The sequence below is a fragment of the uncultured Paraglaciecola sp. genome (assembly GCF_963977085.1).
GTDB lineage: Bacteria > Pseudomonadota > Gammaproteobacteria > Enterobacterales > Alteromonadaceae > Paraglaciecola.
On sequence record NZ_CAXBNC010000021.1, the window covers coordinates 1 to 23,280 of the forward strand.

Annotated in this window: 15 protein-coding genes; 10 read left to right on the top strand and 5 right to left on the bottom strand. The window is 40.2% G+C overall.

Annotated features, from left to right (window positions below):
* Positions 1 to 741: 741 nt before the first annotated feature.
* Positions 742 to 1,251: a CHRD domain-containing protein gene (locus AAC000_RS18920; protein WP_339724952.1), complete on the bottom strand. Its 510-nt coding sequence runs from the start codon at positions 1,249 to 1,251 to the stop codon at positions 742 to 744.
* A 446-nt stretch (positions 1,252 to 1,697) separates the two neighbouring features.
* A complete protein-coding gene (locus AAC000_RS18925; protein WP_339724953.1) occupies positions 1,698 to 5,072 on the bottom strand; it encodes a PAS domain-containing hybrid sensor histidine kinase/response regulator in 3,375 nt (1,124 codons plus the stop codon).
* A gap of 197 nt (positions 5,073 to 5,269) precedes the next feature.
* Between AAC000_RS18925 and grpE the strand changes: the two genes are divergently transcribed.
* From grpE to dnaJ, 3 genes are all read left to right on the top strand, one after another.
* Positions 5,270 to 5,890 (top strand): nucleotide exchange factor GrpE, encoded by a 621-nt coding sequence (gene grpE, locus AAC000_RS18930; RefSeq protein WP_339724954.1) that lies wholly within the window; start codon positions 5,270 to 5,272, stop codon positions 5,888 to 5,890.
* Between the two features lie 144 nt (positions 5,891 to 6,034).
* Positions 6,035 to 7,969 (top strand): molecular chaperone DnaK, encoded by a 1,935-nt coding sequence (gene dnaK, locus AAC000_RS18935; protein ID WP_339724956.1) that lies wholly within the window; start codon positions 6,035 to 6,037, stop codon positions 7,967 to 7,969.
* Between the two features lie 148 nt (positions 7,970 to 8,117).
* Positions 8,118 to 9,254: a molecular chaperone DnaJ gene (dnaJ, locus tag AAC000_RS18940; RefSeq protein WP_339724958.1), complete on the top strand. Its 1,137-nt coding sequence runs from the start codon at positions 8,118 to 8,120 to the stop codon at positions 9,252 to 9,254.
* 53 nt (positions 9,255 to 9,307) lie between these two features.
* Here dnaJ and AAC000_RS18945 read toward each other — a convergent pair whose 3' ends face one another.
* Together AAC000_RS18945 and AAC000_RS18950 are read right to left on the bottom strand one after the other, a co-directional pair.
* On the bottom strand, positions 9,308 to 10,924 hold the full coding sequence (locus AAC000_RS18945) for a PH domain-containing protein (protein ID WP_339724961.1): 1,617 nt from the start codon (positions 10,922 to 10,924) through the stop codon (positions 9,308 to 9,310).
* On the bottom strand, positions 10,917 to 11,459 hold the full coding sequence (locus tag AAC000_RS18950; protein WP_339724963.1) for a PH domain-containing protein: 543 nt from the start codon (positions 11,457 to 11,459) through the stop codon (positions 10,917 to 10,919). Before AAC000_RS18950 ends, AAC000_RS18945 begins: the two co-directional genes overlap by 8 nt.
* Before the next feature lie 194 nt (positions 11,460 to 11,653).
* Between AAC000_RS18950 and dapB the strand changes: the two genes are divergently transcribed.
* The 6 genes from dapB (at position 11,654) to AAC000_RS18980 (ending at position 21,348) form a co-directional block, all read left to right on the top strand.
* Positions 11,654 to 12,457 (top strand): 4-hydroxy-tetrahydrodipicolinate reductase, encoded by an 804-nt coding sequence (dapB, locus tag AAC000_RS18955; RefSeq protein ID WP_339724964.1) that lies wholly within the window; start codon positions 11,654 to 11,656, stop codon positions 12,455 to 12,457.
* 296 nt (positions 12,458 to 12,753) lie between these two features.
* A complete protein-coding gene (gene carA / locus AAC000_RS18960; protein ID WP_339724966.1) occupies positions 12,754 to 13,899 on the top strand; it encodes a glutamine-hydrolyzing carbamoyl-phosphate synthase small subunit in 1,146 nt (381 codons plus the stop codon).
* 46 nt (positions 13,900 to 13,945) lie between these two features.
* On the top strand, positions 13,946 to 17,164 hold the full coding sequence (carB, locus tag AAC000_RS18965; protein WP_339724968.1) for a carbamoyl-phosphate synthase large subunit: 3,219 nt from the start codon (positions 13,946 to 13,948) through the stop codon (positions 17,162 to 17,164).
* A gap of 109 nt (positions 17,165 to 17,273) precedes the next feature.
* A complete protein-coding gene (greA, locus tag AAC000_RS18970; RefSeq protein WP_339724970.1) occupies positions 17,274 to 17,750 on the top strand; it encodes a transcription elongation factor GreA in 477 nt (158 codons plus the stop codon).
* Between the two features lie 95 nt (positions 17,751 to 17,845).
* Positions 17,846 to 18,235, top strand: coding sequence for a RidA family protein (locus AAC000_RS18975; RefSeq protein ID WP_339724971.1), 390 nt, complete (start codon positions 17,846 to 17,848; stop codon positions 18,233 to 18,235).
* A 242-nt stretch (positions 18,236 to 18,477) separates the two neighbouring features.
* Complete coding sequence (locus AAC000_RS18980; RefSeq protein WP_339724972.1) at positions 18,478 to 21,348, top strand: EAL domain-containing protein; 2,871 nt, start codon at positions 18,478 to 18,480, stop codon at positions 21,346 to 21,348.
* On the opposite strand, the gene AAC000_RS18985 is transcribed toward AAC000_RS18980, so the two are convergent.
* Positions 21,345 to 22,316 carry a phosphate ABC transporter substrate-binding protein gene (locus AAC000_RS18985; protein WP_339724973.1) on the bottom strand — a complete coding sequence of 324 codons (972 nt, stop codon included), beginning with the start codon at positions 22,314 to 22,316 and terminating at the stop codon, positions 21,345 to 21,347. The genes AAC000_RS18980 and AAC000_RS18985 overlap by 4 nt on opposite strands.
* Positions 22,317 to 22,688: 372 nt before the next feature.
* On the opposite strand from AAC000_RS18985, the gene AAC000_RS18990 reads away from it, so the two are divergent.
* On the top strand, positions 22,689 to 23,144 hold the full coding sequence (locus AAC000_RS18990) for an N-acetyltransferase (RefSeq protein WP_339724974.1): 456 nt from the start codon (positions 22,689 to 22,691) through the stop codon (positions 23,142 to 23,144).
* Positions 23,145 to 23,280 lie beyond the last annotated feature (136 nt).

Below are 23,280 nucleotides of genomic sequence, written 5' to 3' on the forward strand. Positions count from 1 at the left end.
GTTTTTACTACTTATAACTTGGCGGCTTGCCTTTAATTAGATTAACTAAGAACAAAGGTAACCTATCTAATAGTTGGCCAGAAATATATCCTTTGATACACACTGGAACAATCGTAAGTAAAATAATTATAGTAAAGACAATCTGTGGAATAACATCTCCAGAGTAATCGATAAACACTAAGGATGACATTAGAAATACGCTTATAATTAACCCTAAAACTCTATACAGCGGGTTCATTTTTATATTTGGTTCCATGATATTTTAACTCCATAATATGACGAAAAAACCTAACGCTTAATATCGAGCACGTCGTATATATAACTTCTCGATTTGATTTTTGTTGTCGTCGTTTTCTGGCCTTACCCTTTGATTTTATTATATATTTTTTATTGTTTCAGTAACAAAATAACAACGAGTTGCCAAGCAAAAGGATACATAGGTTTAACGAGATTTTCTGCTTCCTATTAAAAACCATGTGAAAAATATTTTCCATTGTTAAATTAATACCTTAGCCTATTTGTGAAAAACAAAGCGAGAATGAAAGGGGTAATATAGCAGGAAACGAATTAGGCATTATTTATTAAATTTCATTATGCCTGAGTCTATACAGTTGATTTGTAGTCCGTATCATTAAAGTGTTTTAGGATTAAAAATGTGTTGCAGCGGTCTGTTGAAGCGAGAAACTGAAATGTGAGGTTGAATTTCCTGTATTGGTAATTCAACCTCGTACTCTATTTCGATTAGAATCTATGGCGTCTTCTTTGCGAATAAAATAATCCCATTACTAATGGTAATACCAACAACAACAGGTTAGGTTCAGATACCCTCATTACTTGACCTCGAATTTCACCGCTGGGCGAAAAGTCTGTATGAATATTGATATACCACAGGCCAGCAAGTAAATCCGTAGCCTGAGCCGCGCTAATAGTGGCGCTGCCTGAGGTTGGATTAGAAACAATTGGTATGGTTACTTGCACACCGGCATTTTGGTTAAACAGTGCCGCTCCATGAAAGTGTGCCGCTGTAACATTTCCTAATAAGCCCGACCAGCTTATATCCCAGGAAAACTCGTTGCTTACATCATCATAGAGCATGGATGCTATGCCGGTACCCAAACTACCCGATCCAGCCCCTGCATTTGCTTGCGCTCCGTCAAGGTTGGATGTGAGGTTGATAATAGTAGCTTGAGTGGACAGTGAAATAGTGAAGGCCACTAGGGCAAAAAAGGGTGTGAATAATTTACATTTCATTTGCGGTTTTCCTCATTAGTTATTTTAAACTGCCCCGAAATGCGTTCTGTCATTCCTGAGGTAAGGACTTCCTCTTAGAAAAAACCTACACCACACGTTCTTAGGATTTATAAAGTGGAAGAGACATCTGACTACAGATTTATACCAAGCAATAATTGCACCTATAAATAATATCTAAGGATTACAGCCATTTACTTTTTTTGGATAATTAAAAAATTTGAATGTGTAAAAGAAACCGACGGTCTGCATTCGCATTGAGTGGCATTTTATTATTACAAAATAATGCTACATGTATCGCTCAATGGGACAAAAGAGGAAGCAGAATTGTCTGGTTGTTTTTAGTCTCGAGGCTGCCATCCTCTTAATTTTTTGCAACATCAACAACTGGCACCGCGCCGACTGTTAAATTCGATTGTGTTTCGATAATTTATCGTCTCGGATAACGTTTAAGACATTATTTGTTTCAAAAAACGTTTCAAGGCTGCAGGTTTTATAGGTTTAGGTAAATAATGTAAATCTGCATCTATGGCTTGGTTGCGAACTTCTTCTGTTCTGTCAGCGCTGCTTAAGACGCCAGGTACATTTACCTGCCAATTTTTTCGCAATACTTGTGCGGCTTGGATGCCAGTCGCCCCATTATCTAAATGATAATCGAGAAACAGCATATCTGGGCATGTTGTGCAGCTGGTTAATGCATCTTCTACATTATTAAAGGCGCAGACAGTGGCTCCCCAGCTTTGGAACAAGTGAGTAACCGCTTGTATTGTATTAACGTCGTTTTCAATGATAACTATGACTTTATTCTGAAGTAAAACAGATGAATCAGCAGTGGGTTTAGTTTGTAGTAATTCAGTGCTAGAAATTCGCAACCCTTTAGGCACGGTAACTTCAAAACAACTCCCATGGTTTAGTGAAGACGTTAGATTAATAGTATGCTGAAGTAGGGCACTGATACGTTCTACTATGGTTAGACCCAAACCTAAGCCCTGATTATTATTTTGTTTGTCTAATTGGTTAAATTCTTTAAAAATTTCTTTTTGTTGATCTTGGGCAATGCCTTTACCAGTGTCATACACTCTAATTTTTATATATTGTTTTTGCCTTTTGGCGACAACTAATATTTTGCCAGACTCGGTATAACGAACGGCGTTAGATATTAAGTTTTGTAACACCCTTCTCAATAACTTTTTGTCAGAGGAGACACAAGCTGAACAGGGCACATATCTTAGTTGTATGCCCTTTCGCTGTGCCAAAATAGTGAACTCCTGAACTAAGGGGGTTAACAACTCGCTCAGTTTAAAGTTCTGAATGTTAGTGGTTAAAATACCTGAGTCTAACCTTGTCATATCCAATAGTGTCGATAATAGTTCTTCGGCATTATTAAGAGACTGGATTAAATTATGACTCATGTCTGCGATGTCTTGATTGGGCGCTTTTTCTTTAATCAGTGACGCAAATAAGCTCGCTGCATTAAAAGGTTGCATTAAATCATGACCGGCGGCTGCCAAAAATTTGCTTTTACTGTCATTGGCTTTTTCGGCTTCTTGTCTGGCTCCGTCAAGGGCAATGTTAGCCGTTTCCAATTGTGCCGTGCGTTCCGCGACGCGGCTTTCTAAGTGTTGTTTAGATTGCTGTAATTGCTGTTGAATATTGATGTAGTCGGTAATATCGCTATAAGTAGTCACAAAGCCACCACCAGGAAGAGGGCTGCCGTTCACTTCAATAGTTTGCCCATTTTCTTGTTCGCGCACAAATTTGTAATGACTTCCGATACGCATGTATTGCATACGTTTTTCAATTTCAGAGTCTATTTTTGCCTTCTGACCAAATAGCCCTCTGTGGGCGTTAAACAGTAATAAGTCCTTAATTGGTATGCCGACTTGAATTAAGCTGGCGGGGTAATCGAATAACTCAATATATCGTTGATTCCAAGCCAAAAGAGACAAATTTACATCGACTACACATATGCCTTGGTGAATATGTTGCACCGAGGATTGCAAGACTTCATGATTAAAGTGGAAGGTGTGGCTCGCTTCTTCAACGAGCTCGACTAACTCTTCTATGGCGACATCTTTTTTCTCGGCAATGGCAGACAGTAAAATTCTGGCACTCACATTACCCACTTGATTGGCTATCTCGTTTTCTATACTGGCTAATAATTTAGGACTTGCGTAGGCAGATGACTGCTCGATTGGCAGATTATTCAGTAAAAATTGATGCCGTTCTTTGTCTAATACTTTTTCTGTAACCGCAAGCAGTTTAGATATTTTAGTGGCCTGGTTTAACGTTGAAAAGGCATGTTCTTCTTGCCCGCCTATTTGCAGCTCTTTACTGGCGGGTAAAATCAAACTAAACAATACAAAACAAAAGGTATTAACCAATAAACTCAACACAAAGCCTGAGGCGAGTTGTAAATCATTGGGAGGGGGATCAAAGTAATAACTGGCGGTTATACTTGGCCAAAGTAACCAATATGCCCAACAGACAGCCCCCGAAACTAAAGCAATCATGGCGGCTGTTTTATTGCGTTTTTTCCAATATAAACCACCAATAATAATGGGGAGTGTTTGTGACAGTAACGCAATTGCGATTATGCCACTTTTTACTAAAGGCGCGGTTTGACTGATATCCAAGTGATACAAATAAGCGATACCCATCACCACCACAACAGTTGCTCGGCGGGTAAATAACACGGCTTTGGGGGTGAGATTATGTTTTTGTAATCGTTGTAGCTGAATTTTTAGGCGCAATGGCGTTACTAAGTTGTTGGAAATCATGATCCCCATGGCGAGTGTTGCCACTATCACCATACTGGTGGCCGCTGATAAACCGCCAATAAAAGAGATTAGCGCCACAGCAGTGCTACCTCCTTCCATTGGTAATGCCAGTGCATAGATATCAGTATTAACTAGGGTTGTTTCGTCAAACACTATGTGTCCGGCAATACCTATTGGTAGAATAAACACTGTCATTAGGCATAAATATAATGGGAACAGCCAGCGGGCAGTTCTTAGCTCTTCGCTACCATTATTTTCAACAAAGTTAATATGAAACTGGCGGGGTAAACAGAACATTGAACATACCCCTAATAACATGTGGCTTAGGTATACCCAAATAGCGGAGTCAGACTGGATGATTTGTTGGCTTTTAGGATGTAATTGCGCTTGACCGAATAAGTCTAAAACGCCGTTAAACATCACATAACAAACGTATATACCCACAATGAGTAAAGCGATGAGCTTAACCAAAGAAGCAAATGCAATTGTCAGCATTAATCCAGGATGTTTGTCGCTGGCACTGAGAGACTGGGTACCAAACAAAATCGCAAAAAGAGCCATTAAAATCGCAACATAGGCACCAACATTGCCACTCCAGCTTACGTCTATACCCACTAATATCGCAACACTTTGACTCACTGAATCAAGTTGTAATGCGATATAAGGGATCACCCCAATTAGACACAAAACAGTGACTAAGGCTGCAAGTAGATAAGATTTCTCAAAGCGTAAACTGATAAAATCGGCTAAAGAGCTGACTTGGTGCTGGTGGCACAACAAACTGATTTTACGTAATACTGGATGCGCAAATAAAAAGACTAAGATCACACCTAAATAGGTTGGAACAAATGCCCATCCGTACTGAGTGGCTTGGGTTGTGGTGCCAAAAAATGCCCACGAGGTACAATGCACACCTAAGGCTAAACTGTAGATAAAGGGGTGTTGTTGTTGGCCTTTATAACGTTTGTCGGCCCAAAACGCTAAGGCAAATAACACTAATAAGTAACAGAGTACTAATGCGGAAACTGTCCAGACATTGATCATGTGTTTGTTAAAATTAATCGATAATTCAGTACTTTACCCTTAGTTAAAGAAATATGAAAGGTCACTTCTTAGACATTTCTGAATGGTTATTGTTGTTAAATCAAAAAAACATCAATTAAAAACCCTTGAAGCTAATAAATATAGCCCCATTAACAGTGGCAGTTGAAAAATTGCGTAAAGAGTATACGGAGCTAAGCATGTCAAAAGAACAAACGACCCAGCACGATGAAGAATTAGAAGCTGGTATTGAAGGTCAGCAACAAGAAACCGAGCAACAAGACCCTGAACAAGAAGTGGTCGAGTTGTCTGAAGATCAGCAACGTATTGTTGAATTAGAAGCGGCGGTTATTGCAGCTGAAACTAAACTTGCTGACCAAAAAGATTCAGTCATGCGCGCTATAGCGGATGCTGATAACGCTCGTAAACGTGCGCAAGGTGAAATCGACAAAGCTCGCAAATTTGCGTTAGAAAAATTTGCCGGTGAATTATTGCCAGTAGCCGACAACTTAGAGCGTGCTTTACAGGTAGCTAATCCAGAAGATGAAGCTATAAAACCAATTGTTGATGGCGTCGAATTAACACTTAAGTCGTTTATCAGCACAATTGAAAAATTTGGAATGACAGTGATTGACCCACAAGGTCAACCTTTTAATCCAGAACAACATCAAGCTATGTCGATGCAAGAAAACGCAGAGTTGCCAGCTAATACAGTGATGGCAGTGATGCAAAAAGGGTATGAGATCAATGGTCGTTTGTTACGTCCCGCCATGGTTATGGTGACTAGAGCGCCAGAAGGCGGTGTAGATACTCAAGCTTAATGACTGTTGCTTATTTAGAAGTGCAGAATTAGCAAAAATAATTACAGTTTTGTGATGGTTTATTTTCAATAAGATGTTGAAAATCTAAATAATAACCCCACAAAGTGTACAAGCTTTTAAGAACAATTTTTTGGAGACAAACTAATGGGTAGAATCATTGGAATCGATTTAGGTACTACTAACTCTTGTATAGCAGTATTAGATGGCGACAAAGCCAAAGTATTAGAAAATGCAGAAGGGGATCGTACTACTCCTTCGATCATCGCTTACACAAATGATGGTGAAATTTTAGTTGGACAACCAGCTAAGCGCCAAGCGGTGACTAACCCACAAAATACCTTATTCGCAATAAAGCGTTTAATTGGTCGTCGTTGGGAAGATAAAGAAGTGCAACGCGATATCGACATCATGCCTTTCAAAATTGTTAAAGCTGACAATGGTGATGCATGGGTTGAAGCCAAGGGCGAAAAAATGGCACCGCCGCAGATTTCTGCTGAAGTGTTGAAAAAGATGAAGAAAACTGCCGAAGATTACTTAGGTGAAGAAGTCACAGCTGCGGTTATCACTGTACCTGCTTACTTTAACGATTCGCAACGTCAAGCAACGAAAGATGCTGGTCGAATTGCTGGACTTGAAGTAAAACGTATTATCAACGAGCCTACAGCTGCTGCACTTGCTTACGGCATGGACAAGAAAAAAGGCGACAGTGTTGTAGCCGTATACGACTTAGGTGGTGGTACATTTGATATCTCTATCATCGAAATTGATGAAGCTGATGGCGAGCACACCTTTGAAGTATTAGCGACTAACGGTGACACGCACTTAGGTGGTGAAGATTTTGATAACCAAGTCATTAACTACTTAGTAGATGAGTTTAAGAAAGACTCAGGTATGGACTTGCGTAAAGATCCTCTTGCGATGCAGCGTTTAAAAGAAGCCGGTGAAAAAGCCAAGATTGAATTGTCTTCTGCACAGCAAACTGAAGTGAACTTACCATACATCACTGCTGATGCGTCTGGTCCTAAGCACCTTACTATTAAATTGACCCGTGCAAAACTTGAATCATTGGTTGAGTCAATGGTTAAGGCAACACTAGAGCCACTTAAAAAAGCGTTAGCTGATGCCGATTTATCTGTTGGTGATATCAACGATATTATTTTGGTAGGTGGTCAAACACGTATGCCTTTAGTTCAGAAATATGTCACTGAATTTTTTGGTAAAGAGCCACGTAAAGATGTTAACCCTGATGAAGCAGTAGCTGTAGGCGCAGCGATTCAAGGTGGCGTATTGTCTGGTGATGTGAAAGACGTATTGTTACTTGACGTAACACCGCTTTCTTTAGGAATCGAAACTATGGGTGGTGTTATGACTACTCTAATCGAGAAAAACACTACTGTACCTACTAAGAAGTCTCAAACTTTCTCTACAGCAGAAGACAACCAGTCTGCGGTAACGATTCACTGTCTGCAAGGTGAGCGTAAACAAGCTTCGGGTAACAAATCTTTAGGTCAATTTAACCTAGAAGGTATTCGTGCTGCACAACGTGGTGCACCGCAAATCGAAGTGACCTTTGATATTGATGCTGATGGTATTTTACATGTATCAGCGAAAGATAAAGATACAGGTAAAGAACAAAAAATCACCATCAAAGCCTCTTCAGGTTTGACTGATGAAGAAGTAGAACAAATGGTTCAAGATGCTGAAGCAAATAAAGATGCTGATGTGAAATTTGAAGAACTTGTTCAAGCTCGTAACCAGGCTGATGGCTTGATTCACGGTACACGTAAGCAAGTTGAAGAAGCAGGCGATGCGTTAAGTGAAGAAGACAAAACTGAAATTGAAACCGCTGTAGTTGCTCTTGAAGGGGCAGTGAAAGAAGGTGACAAAGAAGCGATTGAAGCTAAAACTCAGGAGCTTATTCAAGCGTCTGCCAAGTTAATGGAAGTGGCTCAAGCTAAAGCTGCCTCTGAAGGCGCAGCTCAAGGTGGCCCAGAAGCAACTGATGCAGGTGCTAAATCACAAGATGATGATGTAGTAGATGCTGAGTTTGAAGAAGTAAAAGAAGACGAAAAGAAATAATTTTTTCGACTTAAAAGGCTGACTCCATAGTGAGTTGGCCTAGCTCGGCGCAACAGTGAATTCTGGGTGCGCCTTGTTTGTATTAAAAGCTAGTCATTTTATGGCTATGGCAAAATAAGAACTAGATACCGCAGGATAACGAATCGAGATGTCGAAGCGAGATTATTATGAAGTGTTGGGAGTGGACAAAAGTGCCACCGAACGCGAGATAAAAAAGGCTTATAAGCGCCTAGCGATGAAATACCACCCAGATAGAACTCAGGGTGATAAAGCTATGGAAGAAAAATTTAAAGAAGTGCAAGAAGCACACGAAATGCTTACCGATTCGCAGAAACGTGCTGCTTATGATCAATACGGTCATGCTGGAGTTGACCCAAATCGCGGCGGCGGTGGACATGGCGGAGATTTCGGCGATATATTTGGTGACGTATTTGGCGATATTTTTGGTGGTGGACGAGGAGGCGGTGGTCGTCAATCTCGAGCGCGTCAAGGTTCGGATCTACGTTACAACTTAGAGCTTTCTCTTGAAGAAGCAGTAAAAGGCAAAAGTGTCGAAATTCGTGTGCCTACACTAGTAGGTTGTGAGCCTTGTGACGGTTCTGGCGCGAAAAAGGGCTCAAGCCCAACTACTTGCCCAACCTGTCATGGTCAAGGCCAAGTGCAAATGCGCCAAGGTTTCTTTGCTGTACAGCAAACCTGTCCAACTTGTTCTGGCAGAGGCAAGATCATCTCTGATCCTTGTAAAGCTTGTCATGGTCAAGGCCGCGTAGAAAAAACCAAAACATTGTCGGTTAAAGTACCAGCCGGTGTGGATACGGGGGACAGAATTCGTCTATCTGGAGAAGGCGAAGCCGGTGAAATGGGCGCGCCAGCAGGCGACTTATATGTACAAGTTCATGTTCGTGACCACAAAATCTTTACCCGCGAAGGTAACAACCTATACTGTGAAGTACCTTTAAGCTTCACGAGAGCGGCGTTAGGCGGTGAGATTGAAGTGCCTACCTTAGAAGGCAAGGTTAAGTTAAAAGTCACAGCAGAAACCCAAACCGGTAAAATGTTCCGTTTGCGTAATAAAGGTGTTAAGTCTGTGCGCAGTGGCAGTGTTGGCGACCTAATTTGTAAAGTGGTCATTGAAACACCTGTTAACTTAAGTGCCCGTCAAAAAGAGTTGTTAGATGAATTGGAAAATTCTATGGGAACAGGTAAAGACGTTGCCAAAAATCGCCCCAAAGAAAGTGGTTTCTTTGACGGTGTGAAGAAGTTTTTTGATGATTTAACAAATTAATTTAGTAATATTAATTGATTCTAAAGCCGCTATTTTTAGCGGCTTTTTTATTACTACATCCAAGACTTTTGACTGGACTCTACCTGATAAAGTCCTTGGTCAATTAAGCCATAGGCTAATTCTTCACTGATCATAGGCACCTTTAATGAGCCAGAGGCGAGTATAAATTTTACTGAAGCTAATTGCCGTCTTTTCATGAGTAAGTTTTGTTGGAACTGAATTTGCTGGAGTTTATAGGTAGGAAAACAATAATAATCGACACCAATTAACCCTTTTCTTAGATAGACAAAACCTTTGTCTCTAGCAATACCCCAACGTTTCCAGCGTAACACCACTAACCCGCAAAGCCCTAGAAATACTGTACTTGCCAGCACTGCCAACATTAGTTTGTCATTTATAACAGTGACGCTTGTAACGATTAACCACAGCGGCATTAAGATATAAACAATATTGCGAAAAATAAAACGTTTACTAATGGCGGTAAACGCATTTTTGGAAACTAAAGTGTTCAGGGCGTTACCGGGGTATGCATCATCAATCAAGGTTTGGCATTCATGAGGTTTAATAGAAGGCACAATAATTTTGCTGCTGGATGCCGAAGAATTAAGATTTTTGGAAAAAGAGTTACTTTGTTCAAAATTAAGATTAATTCGTTTAAGCAATACGTCTAACCAGTCTTGTTTTTGCACCACCATTTGTAAACGACTTAAACTCATGCTGACTTCGTGCTTGGTGAATAAACCACTGCGTCTTATGTATTTGTCGTCCTGTTTACTCAGGGTATAGCCATAAAAACTAATGATTGCACCTATTACCGAAAAGCTCACTAATAGCAACATGATCAACATTGTCAGTGACAGGGCATATAAAGCCACTTCAAGTAGCGAATGGGTTTGTAAACTAAAGAGTTCTGTTAAATTAATTCCTAAGTCTGTTAACCATTCACCAACCGAGTCGACTATTTTGTTATAGAAAGGGGCTAAACCTCCAAGAAAGATCCAAATTCTATTACTGGTAATGCCATGGATGACTAAATCAGATAGATGCCGGCGGTTCAGCACTATTTCTTGCTGAGACTGACTATTGGCTGATTCGCTTTGTAACTCACTTGGCTCAGCTGAAGTGTTTTCTTGATTGATGTCTACCTTATTGTGCTGTGATTGGCTTTGAATTCGTGTTTTTAATTGTTGCGCAAAATCGAGTTTTATCGCTACCAATTTTGCCTCATTTTTAGCCGAGCCAGCGGTATCTAACTGCAGGCAAGCATGTCCGCTAAAACGATAATAAATTGGTTGTTCTATTTTGACATTTTGTACCCGGGAGAAGGGTAGGTTTAAGTGTTTTTTACTGAAGATACCTGAGCGGATCTCGATATTATCGTCAGTTAATCGATAGCGATACACTTTAAAACTTACAAAGGCAAAGAGTATGAGTAGTACAAAAGCCAATAAAATGGCAGGTAACCAAATAAAAGGGCGTTCTAGCACACTATTATAACTCACCACTATTGCAGGAATGAGATAGATAATATTGCTAAAGAGGTGTTTGAATACACTTACCCCAAAATATAAAATCGCTACTGGTGATAAAACTTGCCATTGGTCTAGATTGTGGGATTGATCCATGGCTTTAATGTTTTTGATGGACGATGTATCAGCCTGATTATCCATGTTTGACCACATCTCTATGCTGCAATATAAATTGACGGAGTTGTTGTGCTTTCTCAACGGGTAAACCGGGGATTTCGAAAGTATGCATCTCGCCGCCAGCACTAAATACTTGTAACCTTGCTAAACCCACTTTACGTTCGAAGGGGCCGCGCTTCAGTTCGATATGTTGAATTCGGGTAATAGGTTGACTCACTACTTTTCGAAAAAATAGGCCACTTGTATAATGTAAGTCTAGCTCTCTAAGGGTATAGGATTTAACGTGATCCCGAGCGTGCGTAAACCAAGTGAGTAATAAGCCTAAAAATGCAACAGCCCAAATAAAGTAAGGTAAAAAACTATGTAACCCTTGGGGTAACGCAACAAAAGGTTGGAAATATACAACCAAAACAATCACACAAATGACCAAGGTAACGCTTAAGTTTATTAAACGATTTAACGGCGCATATTTTTCGGATAGTGAATTGTGCTCTAAATTTAATATGGTAGGTAATTGATCAGTAGCGACTATGGGGTTGCTGAAATTACTTTCTGGCATGAGTAATCCATAAAATAGTGATAAAAATGATGGTATTAATGTTAATACTATCCGACTTTAATCATTAGTGCTGCTTTCCTTATGCAAAGCTGAGGTTAGTTATATAAAAAAGTTAGCTTTTCCTTTACTGCATCAAACACATAATTCAGGCACAATCCCTTCATAAATCACCAATTAAAAATGACTAAAACACAATGAGTAATATTGCTATTTTCGGTGCCAACGGCCGTATGGGTAGAGTCTTGATAGAAGCTATCGAATTAAGTGCGGACGATAAATTGACTGCAGCCGGTGTGCGAGCAACCTCTTCTCTGGTGGGAATAGATGTAGGGGAACTTGCAGGCATAGGCAAAAAAGGCTTATTAGTGTGTGACGACTTATCGACAAAAATCGAACAAATAGAAGTGTTGATTGATTTTACCTTGCCTAGTGCGCTTGCAGATAATCTGGCTTTTTGTGTCGCCCACAAGAAACCAATCATAATTGGTACTACTGGCTTAAATACGGAACAAAAGTTGCTGTTAGACTCTGCTGCTAAACTGATCCCTATTGTTTTTGCAGCTAACTATAGTGTGGGCGTTAATTTAATGCTGAATTTAGTTAGAAAGGCTGCCGCTGTAATGGCTGAAACGGCGGATATTGAGATATTAGAAGCACACCATAGGTTCAAGAAAGATGCACCTTCAGGTACCGCAATGGCAATTGGTGAAGCGATTGCCGATGAAATCGGTAGAGATTTATCTGAATGTGCCGTTTATGGTAGAGAAGGCGAAACGGGTGAACGAAATCAGCAAACTATAGGGTTTGCCACCGTAAGGGCAGGGGATGTTGTTGGTGAACATACCGCATTGTTTGCGGATATAGGTGAAAGGTTAGAAATTACCCACAAGGCTTCAAGCCGATTAACCTTTGCTAAAGGGGCAGTCAAAGCCGCCAGCTGGATTATTAATCAACCTGCAGGTTTGTATGACATGGAAGATGTACTAGGCTTTAAATAACGCTAGTTTATGATTTGGGAATTGCTGCTTTTAGCCCTTATGTATAAAAAGTATGGTTAAACGGTTATTTATGCATTTTATGTAATTGTGAATAGACCTGAAACGCCCTTGTATGTATAATATTGCGAATTTGCCAAAATTCAGTGAGGTCACTTAGATTTCACTTTTTTATAAATTGCAAATTGACTAAATGTTCATGTAAATCATATGTTTATATGAATGTCTTGGGACTCTGTTTATTGTTTTTAAACGGTCAGAGTCCTAGATTAAAACCGTTTAATATCCTGGAGGTTGATTTGGCTAATTCTGCCCTTTTAGTACTTGAAGATGGCTCTGTCTTTAAAGGTACTGCAATTGGAGCTTCTGGTGTGTCGGTTGGCGAGGTAGTGTTTAATACCTCAATGACAGGATATCAGGAAATTCTAACTGACCCTTCTTATGCAGAACAAATTGTCACTCTTACTTACCCGCATATTGGTAATACGGGGATAAATTCTGAAGATTGTGAATCCAATAAAATTTGGGCCAAAGGCCTAATTATTCGTGACTTACCCTTGATCGTAAGTAATTTCCGCAGTGAACAAAGTCTGTCTGATTATTTAGAAGAAAATAACATTCTAGGTATTGCAGATATAGATACCCGCAGATTAACTCGCATTTTGCGTGATAAAGGTGCACAAAATGGTTGCATCATAGCCAGTAACACTCTTGATGATATTCCATTAGATGAAGCTAGCGCATTAGCTAAGGCCCAAGCATTTTCAGGACTTAAAGGTTTGGATTTAGCTAAAGAAGTGACCTGTGATGAGTCTTATCAGTGGACCGACGGTAGTTGGGAATTGGGTAATGGCTTCCAAGGCGCATTAGAAAACCCTAAGTTTCACGTGGTTGCCTATGATTTTGGTGTGAAACGCAATATTTTACGTATGTTAGCTGACCGTGGTTGTAAGTTGACTGTGGTACCAGCCAAAACGACAGCAGATGAGGTGTTAGCCTTAAAACCTGATGGGGTGTTTTTATCAAATGGTCCGGGTGATCCTGAACCTTGTGATTATGCAGTTACAGCGATTAAACAATTATTAGAGACGTCCATTCCTATCTTTGGTATTTGTTTAGGACATCAGTTATTAGCACTCGCTAGTGGCGCAAAAACCGTCAAAATGAAATTTGGTCATCACGGTGCTAACCATCCTGTTAAGGATATCAAAGGTAAGCGCGTTATGATTACCAGTCAGAACCATGGGTTTGCAGTAGATGAAAGTAATTTACCGAATACTTTAGAAGTGACTCATGTGTCATTATTCGATAAATCTTTACAAGGTATTCATCGTACAGACAAACCAGCATTCAGTTTCCAAGGGCACCCTGAAGCTAGCCCAGGTCCACATGATGCTGCGCCATTGTTTGATCATTTTATAGCGTTGATGCAGCAGAGCCAATAAAGCACGCACCATTTAAAGTACAAGAATTAGTAGAGTAATTAAAGACATGCCAAAACGTACCGACATAAAAAGCATCTTGATTTTAGGCGCAGGCCCCATAGTAATAGGCCAAGCTTGTGAATTCGACTATTCAGGTGCACAAGCTTGTAAAGCTTTGCGCGAAGAGGGTTACCGGGTAATTTTGGTTAACTCAAATCCTGCTACCATCATGACTGATCCAGAAATGGCCGATGCCACTTATATCGAGCCAATCCACTGGGAAGTAGTGAAAAAGATCATTGAGAAAGAACGTCCCGATGCGGTATTACCCACTATGGGTGGACAAACTGCCTTGAACTGCGCCCTTGATTTGAATAAGTACGGCGTGCTTGAAGAGTTTGGCGTTGAAATGATCGGAGCAACGGCCGATGCCATTGATAAAGCAGAAGACCGTGAACGTTTTGACAAAGCCATGAAATCCATTGGGTTATCTTGTCCTCATGCAGAAATTGCCCACACTATTGAACAAGCATTTGATGTCAGTTCTCGAATTGGCTTTCCTTGTATTATTCGTCCGTCGTTCACTATGGGCGGTTCTGGCGGTGGTATTGCGTACAATAAACAAGAATTTGAAGAAATATGCCGTCGCGGCTTAGATTTGTCGCCAACCAGTGAGTTATTGATTGATGAATCGCTTATAGGCTGGAAAGAATACGAAATGGAAGTGGTCAGAGACAAAGCTGACAACTGTATTATTGTTTGTACCATAGAAAATATTGATCCTATGGGGGTGCATACCGGTGACTCGATTACTGTTGCGCCCGCCCAAACCTTAACAGACAAAGAATTCCAAATCATGCGTAACGCGGCTATTGCGGTATTGCGTGAAATTGGTGTTGAAACTGGCGGTTCAAACGTGCAGTTCGGCGTGGATCCAAAAACTGGCCGTTTAGTGATTATTGAGATGAACCCTAGGGTATCGCGCTCTTCTGCATTGGCTTCAAAAGCAACGGGTTTCCCAATTGCTAAAGTGGCAGCTAAATTAGCTGTGGGTTATACCCTAGATGAATTAGCCAATGACATTACTGGTGGATTAACGCCTGCGTCGTTTGAGCCTACTATCGATTATGTGGTCACAAAAATACCACGCTTCAATTTTGAAAAATTTGAAGGCGCCAACGACCGTTTAACTACTCAAATGAAATCTGTTGGTGAAGTGATGGCCATTGGTCGTAACCAACAAGAGTCACTACAAAAAGCGTTGCGCGGACTAGAAGTGGGCGTGAATGGTCTCGATTCCATTATTGATATAAATGGGCCAGATGCAAAAGTCACTATTATTCGTGAACTACGTGAACCGGGTGCTGAACGTATTTGGTACATTGGTGATGCGATGCGTATGGGTATGTCAGTAGACGAAATATTTGATTTAACCAATATCGACAGATGGTATTTAGTTCAGATTGAAGAATTGATCATTCTTGAACAACAGATACATGAGTCTGGCCTGTCTGCAATTGATCATGATTTGATGAAAACCCTTAAACGTAAAGGTTTTGCAGATTCTAGAATTGCTGAATTAACTGGCGTAGATGAATCCGATGTGCGTGAAGTACGCCGCGACTTTGATATTCACCCCGTTTACAAACGTGTAGATACTTGTGCCGCTGAGTTTTCTTCAGACACTGCCTATATGTATTCTACTTACGATGAAGAGTGTGAAGCTAACCCCACTGATAATGACAAAATCATGGTGTTAGGCGGTGGTCCCAACCGCATAGGCCAAGGTATTGAGTTTGATTATTGCTGTGTCCATGCCGCCCTTGCGTTGCGAGAAGATGGTTACGAAACCATTATGGTTAACTGTAACCCTGAAACTGTCTCTACGGATTACGATACCTCAGACCGTTTGTATTTTGAGTCTGTGACCTTAGAAGATGTGTTAGAAATTGTACGCATCGAAAAACCTAAAGGTGTGATTGTGCAATATGGTGGGCAAACTCCACTTAAATTAGCACGGGAATTAGAAGCGGCCGGTGTACCTATTATAGGTACGTCACCTGATGCTATTGATAAAGCAGAAGATCGCGAACGTTTCCAAAAGATGGTGAATAAGCTTAATCTTAAGCAACCTGCTAACGCGACTGTTAGAAATCTAGAAGAAGCCTTAGTAGCAGCCGATAAAATTGGTTTCCCATTGGTTGTGCGCCCCTCTTATGTATTAGGTGGCCGTGCTATGGAAATTGTATATGACATCAACGACCTGAAACGTTACTTAAACAATGCTGTTAAAGTATCCAATGACTCACCTGTACTGTTAGACCGATTCTTAGACGATGCCATAGAAGTGGATGTTGATGCGATTTGTGATGGCACAGATGTTGTGATTGGTGGCATTATGGAACATATCGAACAAGCAGGGGTACACTCTGGTGATTCGGCTTGTTCTTTACCGCCTTATTCTCTTAGCCAAGATGTACAAGATGTGATGCGCAAGCAAGTCAAAGCTATGGCATTAGAATTAGGTGTTGTTGGTTTAATGAATACCCAGTTTGCAGTTAAAGATGGTCAGGTGTATTTGATTGAAGTGAATCCTCGTGCTGCTAGAACAGTACCTTTTGTCTCAAAAGCCACGGGTATGCCTCTTGCCAAAATTGGCGCGAGAGCGATGGCCGGTCAATCTTTAGCCTCACAAGGTATTACCAAGGAAATCATCCCGCCGTTTTATTCGGTTAAAGAAGTGGTGTTGCCTTTTGCTAAATTCCAAGGTGTGGATCCATTACTAGGACCAGAAATGCGCTCTACCGGTGAAGTGATGGGCGTGGGTGAAAACTTTGAAGAAGCTTACGCAAAAGCAAATTTAGGTGCTAGTCAACCTATTCCTGTAGGTGGTAAAGCGTTATTATCAGTTCGTTTAAACGATAAAAATCGTGTAATAGAACTAGGTCAAACCATGGTATCTAAGGGATTTACTTTAGAAGCCACTAAAGGTACTGCGACTGTATTGAATAATGCCGGTGTTGAATGTAGCGTTGTTAATAAACTCAGCGAAGGTCGTCCAAATATTGTGGATGCCATTAAAAACGGTGAATATTGCTACATTGTAAATACCACTGAAGGTCGTCAAGCGATTGATGATTCTGTGTATATTCGTAAAGAAGCGCTTTTAAATAAAGTGGCTTATACCACTACCATGAATGCAGCGTTTGCTACTGTTAATGCCAATAAAGCCGATGACAGAGCACGAGTAACTTCAGTTCAGGAGTTACATACTCGCATTCACTAAGGTCAACAATTAAAGGGGTAAACAACGCAGTTGTTTGTCCCTTAGTTGAAATGTTGTATTTAGTACCCATTAAATTGAATTAAATAACAAAAATAAGAGAGTTGTTGATATGACGTTATATCCAATGACAGCCCAAGGTGCAGAAATGCTCCGAGAAGAGTTGAAGCATTTAAAATCGGTCAAAAGACCACAAATTGTAAAGTCGATTGCCGAAGCAAGAGAGCATGGCGATTTGAAAGAAAACGCCGAATATCATGCTGCCCGTGAGCAGCAAAGTTTTTGTGAAGGGCGTATTCAGGATATTGAAGGCAAGCTGTCTAATATTCAGATTATTGACGTCACCAAAATGACAAATAATGGCAAAGTCATTTTTGGCACCACAGTGACTATTATTAATTTGGAAACTGATGAAGAAACTACTTACAAAATAGTCGGCCAAGACGAAGCAGATATTAAGAATAACTTGATTTCTGTTGGGTCACCTATTGCCAGAGGCTTGATTGGTAAATCTTTAGATGACGTAGTTAATATCCAAACACCTAAAGGTACCATTGAGTTTGAGATCATTGCAGTAGAATATATCTAGTTGTGTAGACTCATTCAAAGGTTACATTTGATTAAAACGAGGCTATAAGCCTCGTTTTTGTTTTCTAAAGACTGCTATTTTATTTGAAGGTAAATATGCGTAGAAAGTTGATTTCAAGTGGCTCTGAATTTGAGAGCAAAATAGGTTATTCACGTGCGGTGGTGGATGGCGACTACGTGTTTGTTTCTGGTACCACAGGCTACAACTATTCGGATATGTCAATTTCAGAAGACGTGGCAAAACAAACCCAGCAATGTTTACAAAATATAGAGCAAGCACTTAAAGAAGCCAATAGTGGGCTAAAACATGTCGTGAGAGTGACTTACATTTTACCTAATAAACACGACTTTGAAGCTTGTTGGCCAGTGCTCAATCACTATTTCGGTAACATCAGACCCGCAGCTACTATGTTTGAAGCAGGGTTGTTGGATGACAATATGAAGATTGAAATTCAGGTAACGGCAAGGGTGGCAGCTGTTGCATAGGTTGTACTACTTTATTCAACTTATTACAGATAAGGTTTAGCTGACATTTGTACTGCAAAATTGGTGAGCCAATTAACAGCTAGAGGTAAAATGTTGGTTGCCTATCACTAATAATATTTGTGAACTTTTACAAATACTTACTTGAATATTGTCTTTGTCAATTTACTGTCATGTTTCTGTCATATCATTTCGGTTAATCATTCGAATTCTGTTGTATTGGGTGTTAACTGGTGTTTATTTTTTTGAACAAGAATAACAGGCTGTATCTTCTGCCTAGTATTCTGTTTGTGTTGTTATTAGTGTTGTTTTTCTTTTTTCGTTTTTATTTAGTTGAACGAGAGGAGGGGCGTCGTGTCGCGTTGGCAAAAGTTGTAGCACATCAAATAGGGACTACTCTGGAGATGTTTTCAGCGGACCGCAGTCGCGCTCTAAACAATCTGATTATTTCTTGGCCTGATAGGTATCCCAACCCCGTTGACTGGTTTCATACTCATGCGGCCAGTATGAAAAATGTGCTGCCAGGCATTGATGATATTTGGTGGCTCAACCCCGACTTTACAGTTCGCTGGAATATCTCCTCTGAAAATCGCTCTGGTTTATTAGGTAAGCCTGTTACCGATTTTGGTATTAATGGTGAAGTACTTTTTCAAAAGGGCAAGGCAACGAGTTTAACGGACTTGAATAAGTTACTTAACCTATATGTCTTACGAGTGGACCCGAACAATCTAAGTTTGGGTTACGTGGTTGCGAGTTTTGATATTAAAACCACCTTAGAAGCCATGCTTGGGGACTTAATTGGACCCCAGTTCAATTTTTCACTCTACGACGGCACAACTAAACTCCTTGATTACGGTGTTTTGGTGGATGATGGTTCTATTGTGTCTATGCCGGTCATTTTTGCTGAGCGGAAGTGGTCGTTGCGTTTGCAGAGTTCCCAGCAAATGGCGTTAATGGGGAATTTGATATTAGTTGGCGGTGCTTTGATGTCGGCATTGATCTGCCTATTTCTATTTTGGCAGCTAAGGAGTGCAATACGCTTAAGTCAAAGCCAATTACATTATCAAGCGGCAAGTGAAGCGGCATTAGATAGCATCATGGTATATGAAGCCGTGTGCGATGGTTATGATGAAATCGTTGATTTTAAATTGGTTGATGCTAACAAAGTAACCACCACGCTATTTGGTAAAGATATGCTAAAGCAGGGATCTTTGTCACTTAATAAACATTTAGAGAAGATGAACGGCAAAGATATCTTTTCTAAAATCAAAAAAGTAAATGAAAATGGTCACCCTTTTGAGTGTGTCTTAAGTCGGCATAAACTTAATGAAAAACAGTGGCTTAAATTGCAAATAGTAAAAGCGGGTATTGGTATCGCGATGACAGTACGGGATATTACTCAGCGCCATCTTTCACAACAAAAGCTTGAACAGAGTGAAGCAAAATTTCGTCGTTTAATTGATGGCCTGCATGGGCATTTTATTTATTCGATAAAAGCCAATGGTGAGGTGACTTACATAAGCCATGGCGTAAAAGATATTTTGGGTTATGAAGCCAGCGACTTTAAACATAATAATCAAAATTATATAAAAAACATGCCTAACAATATGGCTGAAATTCGTCGCCGACAATTGCAGGGCGACGGAACAGAAGCATATTTAGTGTCCTATATAGCGGCGTCAAAAGAAGAAGTGATTATTGAATACACTGACTCTCCAATATTTGATAAAGATCACAACTTAGTGGCAATTGAGGGGATTGGTCGTGACGTCACGGCTGATATCCAATTGCGAGAAAAAATTTATTATCAGGCTAATCATGATCAACTCACTGGTTTACTCAATCGATATGCTTTTGATCGTAAATTGCAAAAAGTACTAAATAAAATCCTTACTCAACAGGACACAGCGACTTTGTGTTATATCGATATGGATCAATTTAAACTGGTTAATGATACCTGTGGGCATCAAGCAGGAGACAAATTATTACGCAACATTGCTAATATTCTTGGGAAAACCCTGAAGGATAAAGACATACTCGCCCGTGTGGGAGGGGATGAATTTTGCTTGGTGTTACATAATACTAATAGCCACCAAGCCGAAACTAGGGTGCAAGAATTACTCGATAACGTCGCTAATTTTCGTTTTTTATGGGACGACAAGGTTTTCCATGTCGGGGCGAGTGTGGGCATAGTGCAAATTGACCATCACTATACTGAAGCCGTTGGGTTAGTTAAAGCAGCTGATACGGCTTGTTATACTGCAAAGAATAATGGACGTAATCAGTATCACTTGCATCAACAGGGTGACAATGAGTTAGCCTTTCGTAATGCTGAATTAGACACCCTTGCTCATATACAACATGCCCTTGAATACGGTCGTTTTGAATTGTATTTTCAAACCATAAAACCTCTTAGCGACACACATAAGCGTTTTAATTATGAAATCTTGCTGCGCATGAAAGATAAAAATGGGCAGGTGATAAGCCCAGCAATGTTTATTCCAGTTGCTGAGCGGCATGGCTTAATGACGCGAGTAGATCAGTGGGTGTTTGAACGTACCCTTGATCTACTTGAAAGTCATAGTGAGCATGTTCAACACCTTGAAAAGTGCGCAATTAATCTTTCTGGTGTCAGTTTAAACTCCCCTTCTTTGTTAACGAAAATTTTAAATCGACTGAAGGTCAGTACTATACCCGTTGAAAAACTGTGCTTTGAAATCACTGAAACTTCAGCCGTCATGAATTTGGTGAATGCCGATAACATGGTAAATGAAATTAGGGCTCTGGGTTGTAAGTTTGCATTAGATGATTTTGGAGCGGGTATGTCCTCATTTACCTATCTAAAAAATATGAGTGTTGATTTCGTAAAAATAGACGGCTCTTTCGTAAAAAACATGTGTAATGATGTGTGCGACCTTGCAACTGTAAAGGCCATACATGATATTGCCACTAGTATGGGTAAACAGACAATAGCTGAGTTTGTTGGAGACGCTAAAACTGAGCAGCGTTTGAAAGATATGGGAATTAATTATGCCCAAGGTTATGCCATTGGAAAACCTCAACCTTTTATGGATATGCTCAATTTACGCTCACTATCCTTAGTAAGAGTTAACTAGATTGCTTCGCCGAGTTTTTTAAGTTCGTGTTGGATCAATGTCTGTGGCAAAGCCGTGTAACCGTCTTGCTCCACTGTGGTTTGCCCAGCTTTAGACAGCACAAACAAGATGAACTCATTAACGGGTTTTTCGAGTGTTTTATTTGGCTGTTTATTGACGTACAAATACAGGTAGCGCGCCAACGGATACTCCCAAGTAATTCCACCTACATTATCAGGGAGAGTGGCTTTGCCTTTGTGCATGATGGCTAACGTACGCACCCCCGAGGTTTTGTAACCTAGACCTGAAAAACCAATTCCATTAGGGTTGTTAGAAATCGCCTGCACAATAGAAGCATTACCCGGCAGTCGTTGCATTGAGTCGATATAACGGCCATTACACAGTGCCACGTTTTTGAAAAAACCATTGGTCCCTGAGTCTGAATTACGACCATAAACATCAATCACTGTTCTAGTGTGATTCGTTTCCGTTAGATTATGCCAATAATGAATACGACTTGTTTCCCGGCATCGTGGAGCCGCTGAAAATATGGCTTCGAGCTGCGAAAGACTGATGTGACTAAGGGGATTACTTTTATGTACAAATATGGCAAGTGAATCTATCGCCACTTTTATTGGTGTGGGTTGATAGCCAAATTCAACTTCAAAAGCATTCAATTCATTTGTAGTCATTTCTCGGCTCATGGGGGCAATATTGGCAGCCCCATTTAATAATGCCGGAGGGGCTGTTGCGGAGCCTTCTGAATGTAAGGTGACAGTAATCTCTGGGTAGATGGTTTTAAATTCATCAGTCCAAAATGCCATTAAATTCGCTAAGGTATCCGAACCTATAGAATGAAGTTCTCCTTTGAATGTTGATTTACTTTGATATTTAGTAATCTTAGAGTCGATGGCTAAAGCGGAATGTGCGCTGAGACCAAATACTGTGGTGATGATCACGGCTTTTAGACCTGTAGTGTAAATCTTCAAATGTTTTACCTTATGTATCAGAGGGAATGACCTGGATGATTTTTGACTTTATAATTTCGCTAAACAATAGAGAGCAATGCTAATGGCATCCAGTATTACATCAAATTATTGTGAAATTTTTATGTCAGTTTAAATCAAATACTTGAATAGGGTCCTGTCATGCAAATCAATAAGCATTTAAAAGCATGGTTTTGACAGATAACTAAACAAAATCGCGCCAACCTTATTGATATAGAGTCAATCTTATTTTCTGAATTGAGAATGAGTGATAAGAAGTATAGACAGACGTTATCTGGTTTGTAACGGCGTGCGTAATACCCACTTAGTGTGCGGCGCTGGCGGGCATCAAACAAGAAAATTAGAGGTAACTAGATGATACAGCAACTTGAAAATTCGAATCTGGACGTTGCCAAGCAAATTTTCAACGTTTTTCAAAATGCTTATAAGATTGAAGCGCAACTAATAGGGGTTGTTAATTTTCCGCCATTGTCCCGCAGCATAAAAGATATAGAAAACTCAAAAACCTTCTTTTATGGTTTTAGTGAAAATGGAAGCCTAGGGGCAATCATCGAGATCGCGATAAAAGATAGGCGACTAGAAATCGATAGCTTAACTGTTGATCCCCAGTATTTTAGGAGAGGCATGGCAGGCCAATTGATAGGTTATGTGTTAGCTATATTTGAATTTACAGAGGCAAGAGTAGAAACTGCTATTGTTAATGAGCCTGCAATTCATTTATACAGAAAATATGGCTTTACTGAATTTAAACGTTGGACGCCCTCTCATGGTATTCCCAAAATCGCTATGTCACTAAAAAGAAAAATGTAAAAGGCCTTAGTCGCTGTAAATGACGGATTTACACCAAGTACTAAACACACACCTTAAATGAATATTTTCGTGCGTCCGGAGCCTTTAAATGTAACTATCCATACTATTTGTTTTGGCCACTGCGAACCGTTACGGA

Excerpts from the sequence above, each read along its gene's own strand:
- AAC000_RS18920 (WP_339724952.1), bottom strand. The coding sequence starts at position 1,251 with ATGAAATGTAAATTATTCACACCCTTTTTTGCCCTAGTGGCCTTCACT.
- AAC000_RS18925 (WP_339724953.1), bottom strand. The coding sequence starts at position 5,072 with ATGATCAATGTCTGGACAGTTTCCGCATTAGTACTCTGTTACTTATTA.
- grpE (WP_339724954.1), top strand. The coding sequence starts at position 5,270 with ATGTCAAAAGAACAAACGACCCAGCACGATGAAGAATTAGAAGCTGGT.
- dnaK (WP_339724956.1), top strand. The coding sequence starts at position 6,035 with ATGGGTAGAATCATTGGAATCGATTTAGGTACTACTAACTCTTGTATA.
- dnaJ (WP_339724958.1), top strand. The coding sequence starts at position 8,118 with ATGTCGAAGCGAGATTATTATGAAGTGTTGGGAGTGGACAAAAGTGCC.
- AAC000_RS18945 (WP_339724961.1), bottom strand. The coding sequence starts at position 10,924 with ATGGATAATCAGGCTGATACATCGTCCATCAAAAACATTAAAGCCATG.
- AAC000_RS18950 (WP_339724963.1), bottom strand. The coding sequence starts at position 11,459 with ATGCCAGAAAGTAATTTCAGCAACCCCATAGTCGCTACTGATCAATTA.
- dapB (WP_339724964.1), top strand. The coding sequence starts at position 11,654 with ATGAGTAATATTGCTATTTTCGGTGCCAACGGCCGTATGGGTAGAGTC.
- carB (WP_339724968.1), top strand. The coding sequence starts at position 13,946 with ATGCCAAAACGTACCGACATAAAAAGCATCTTGATTTTAGGCGCAGGC.
- greA (WP_339724970.1), top strand. The coding sequence starts at position 17,274 with ATGACGTTATATCCAATGACAGCCCAAGGTGCAGAAATGCTCCGAGAA.
- AAC000_RS18975 (WP_339724971.1), top strand. The coding sequence starts at position 17,846 with ATGCGTAGAAAGTTGATTTCAAGTGGCTCTGAATTTGAGAGCAAAATA.
- AAC000_RS18990 (WP_339724974.1), top strand. The coding sequence starts at position 22,689 with ATGATACAGCAACTTGAAAATTCGAATCTGGACGTTGCCAAGCAAATT.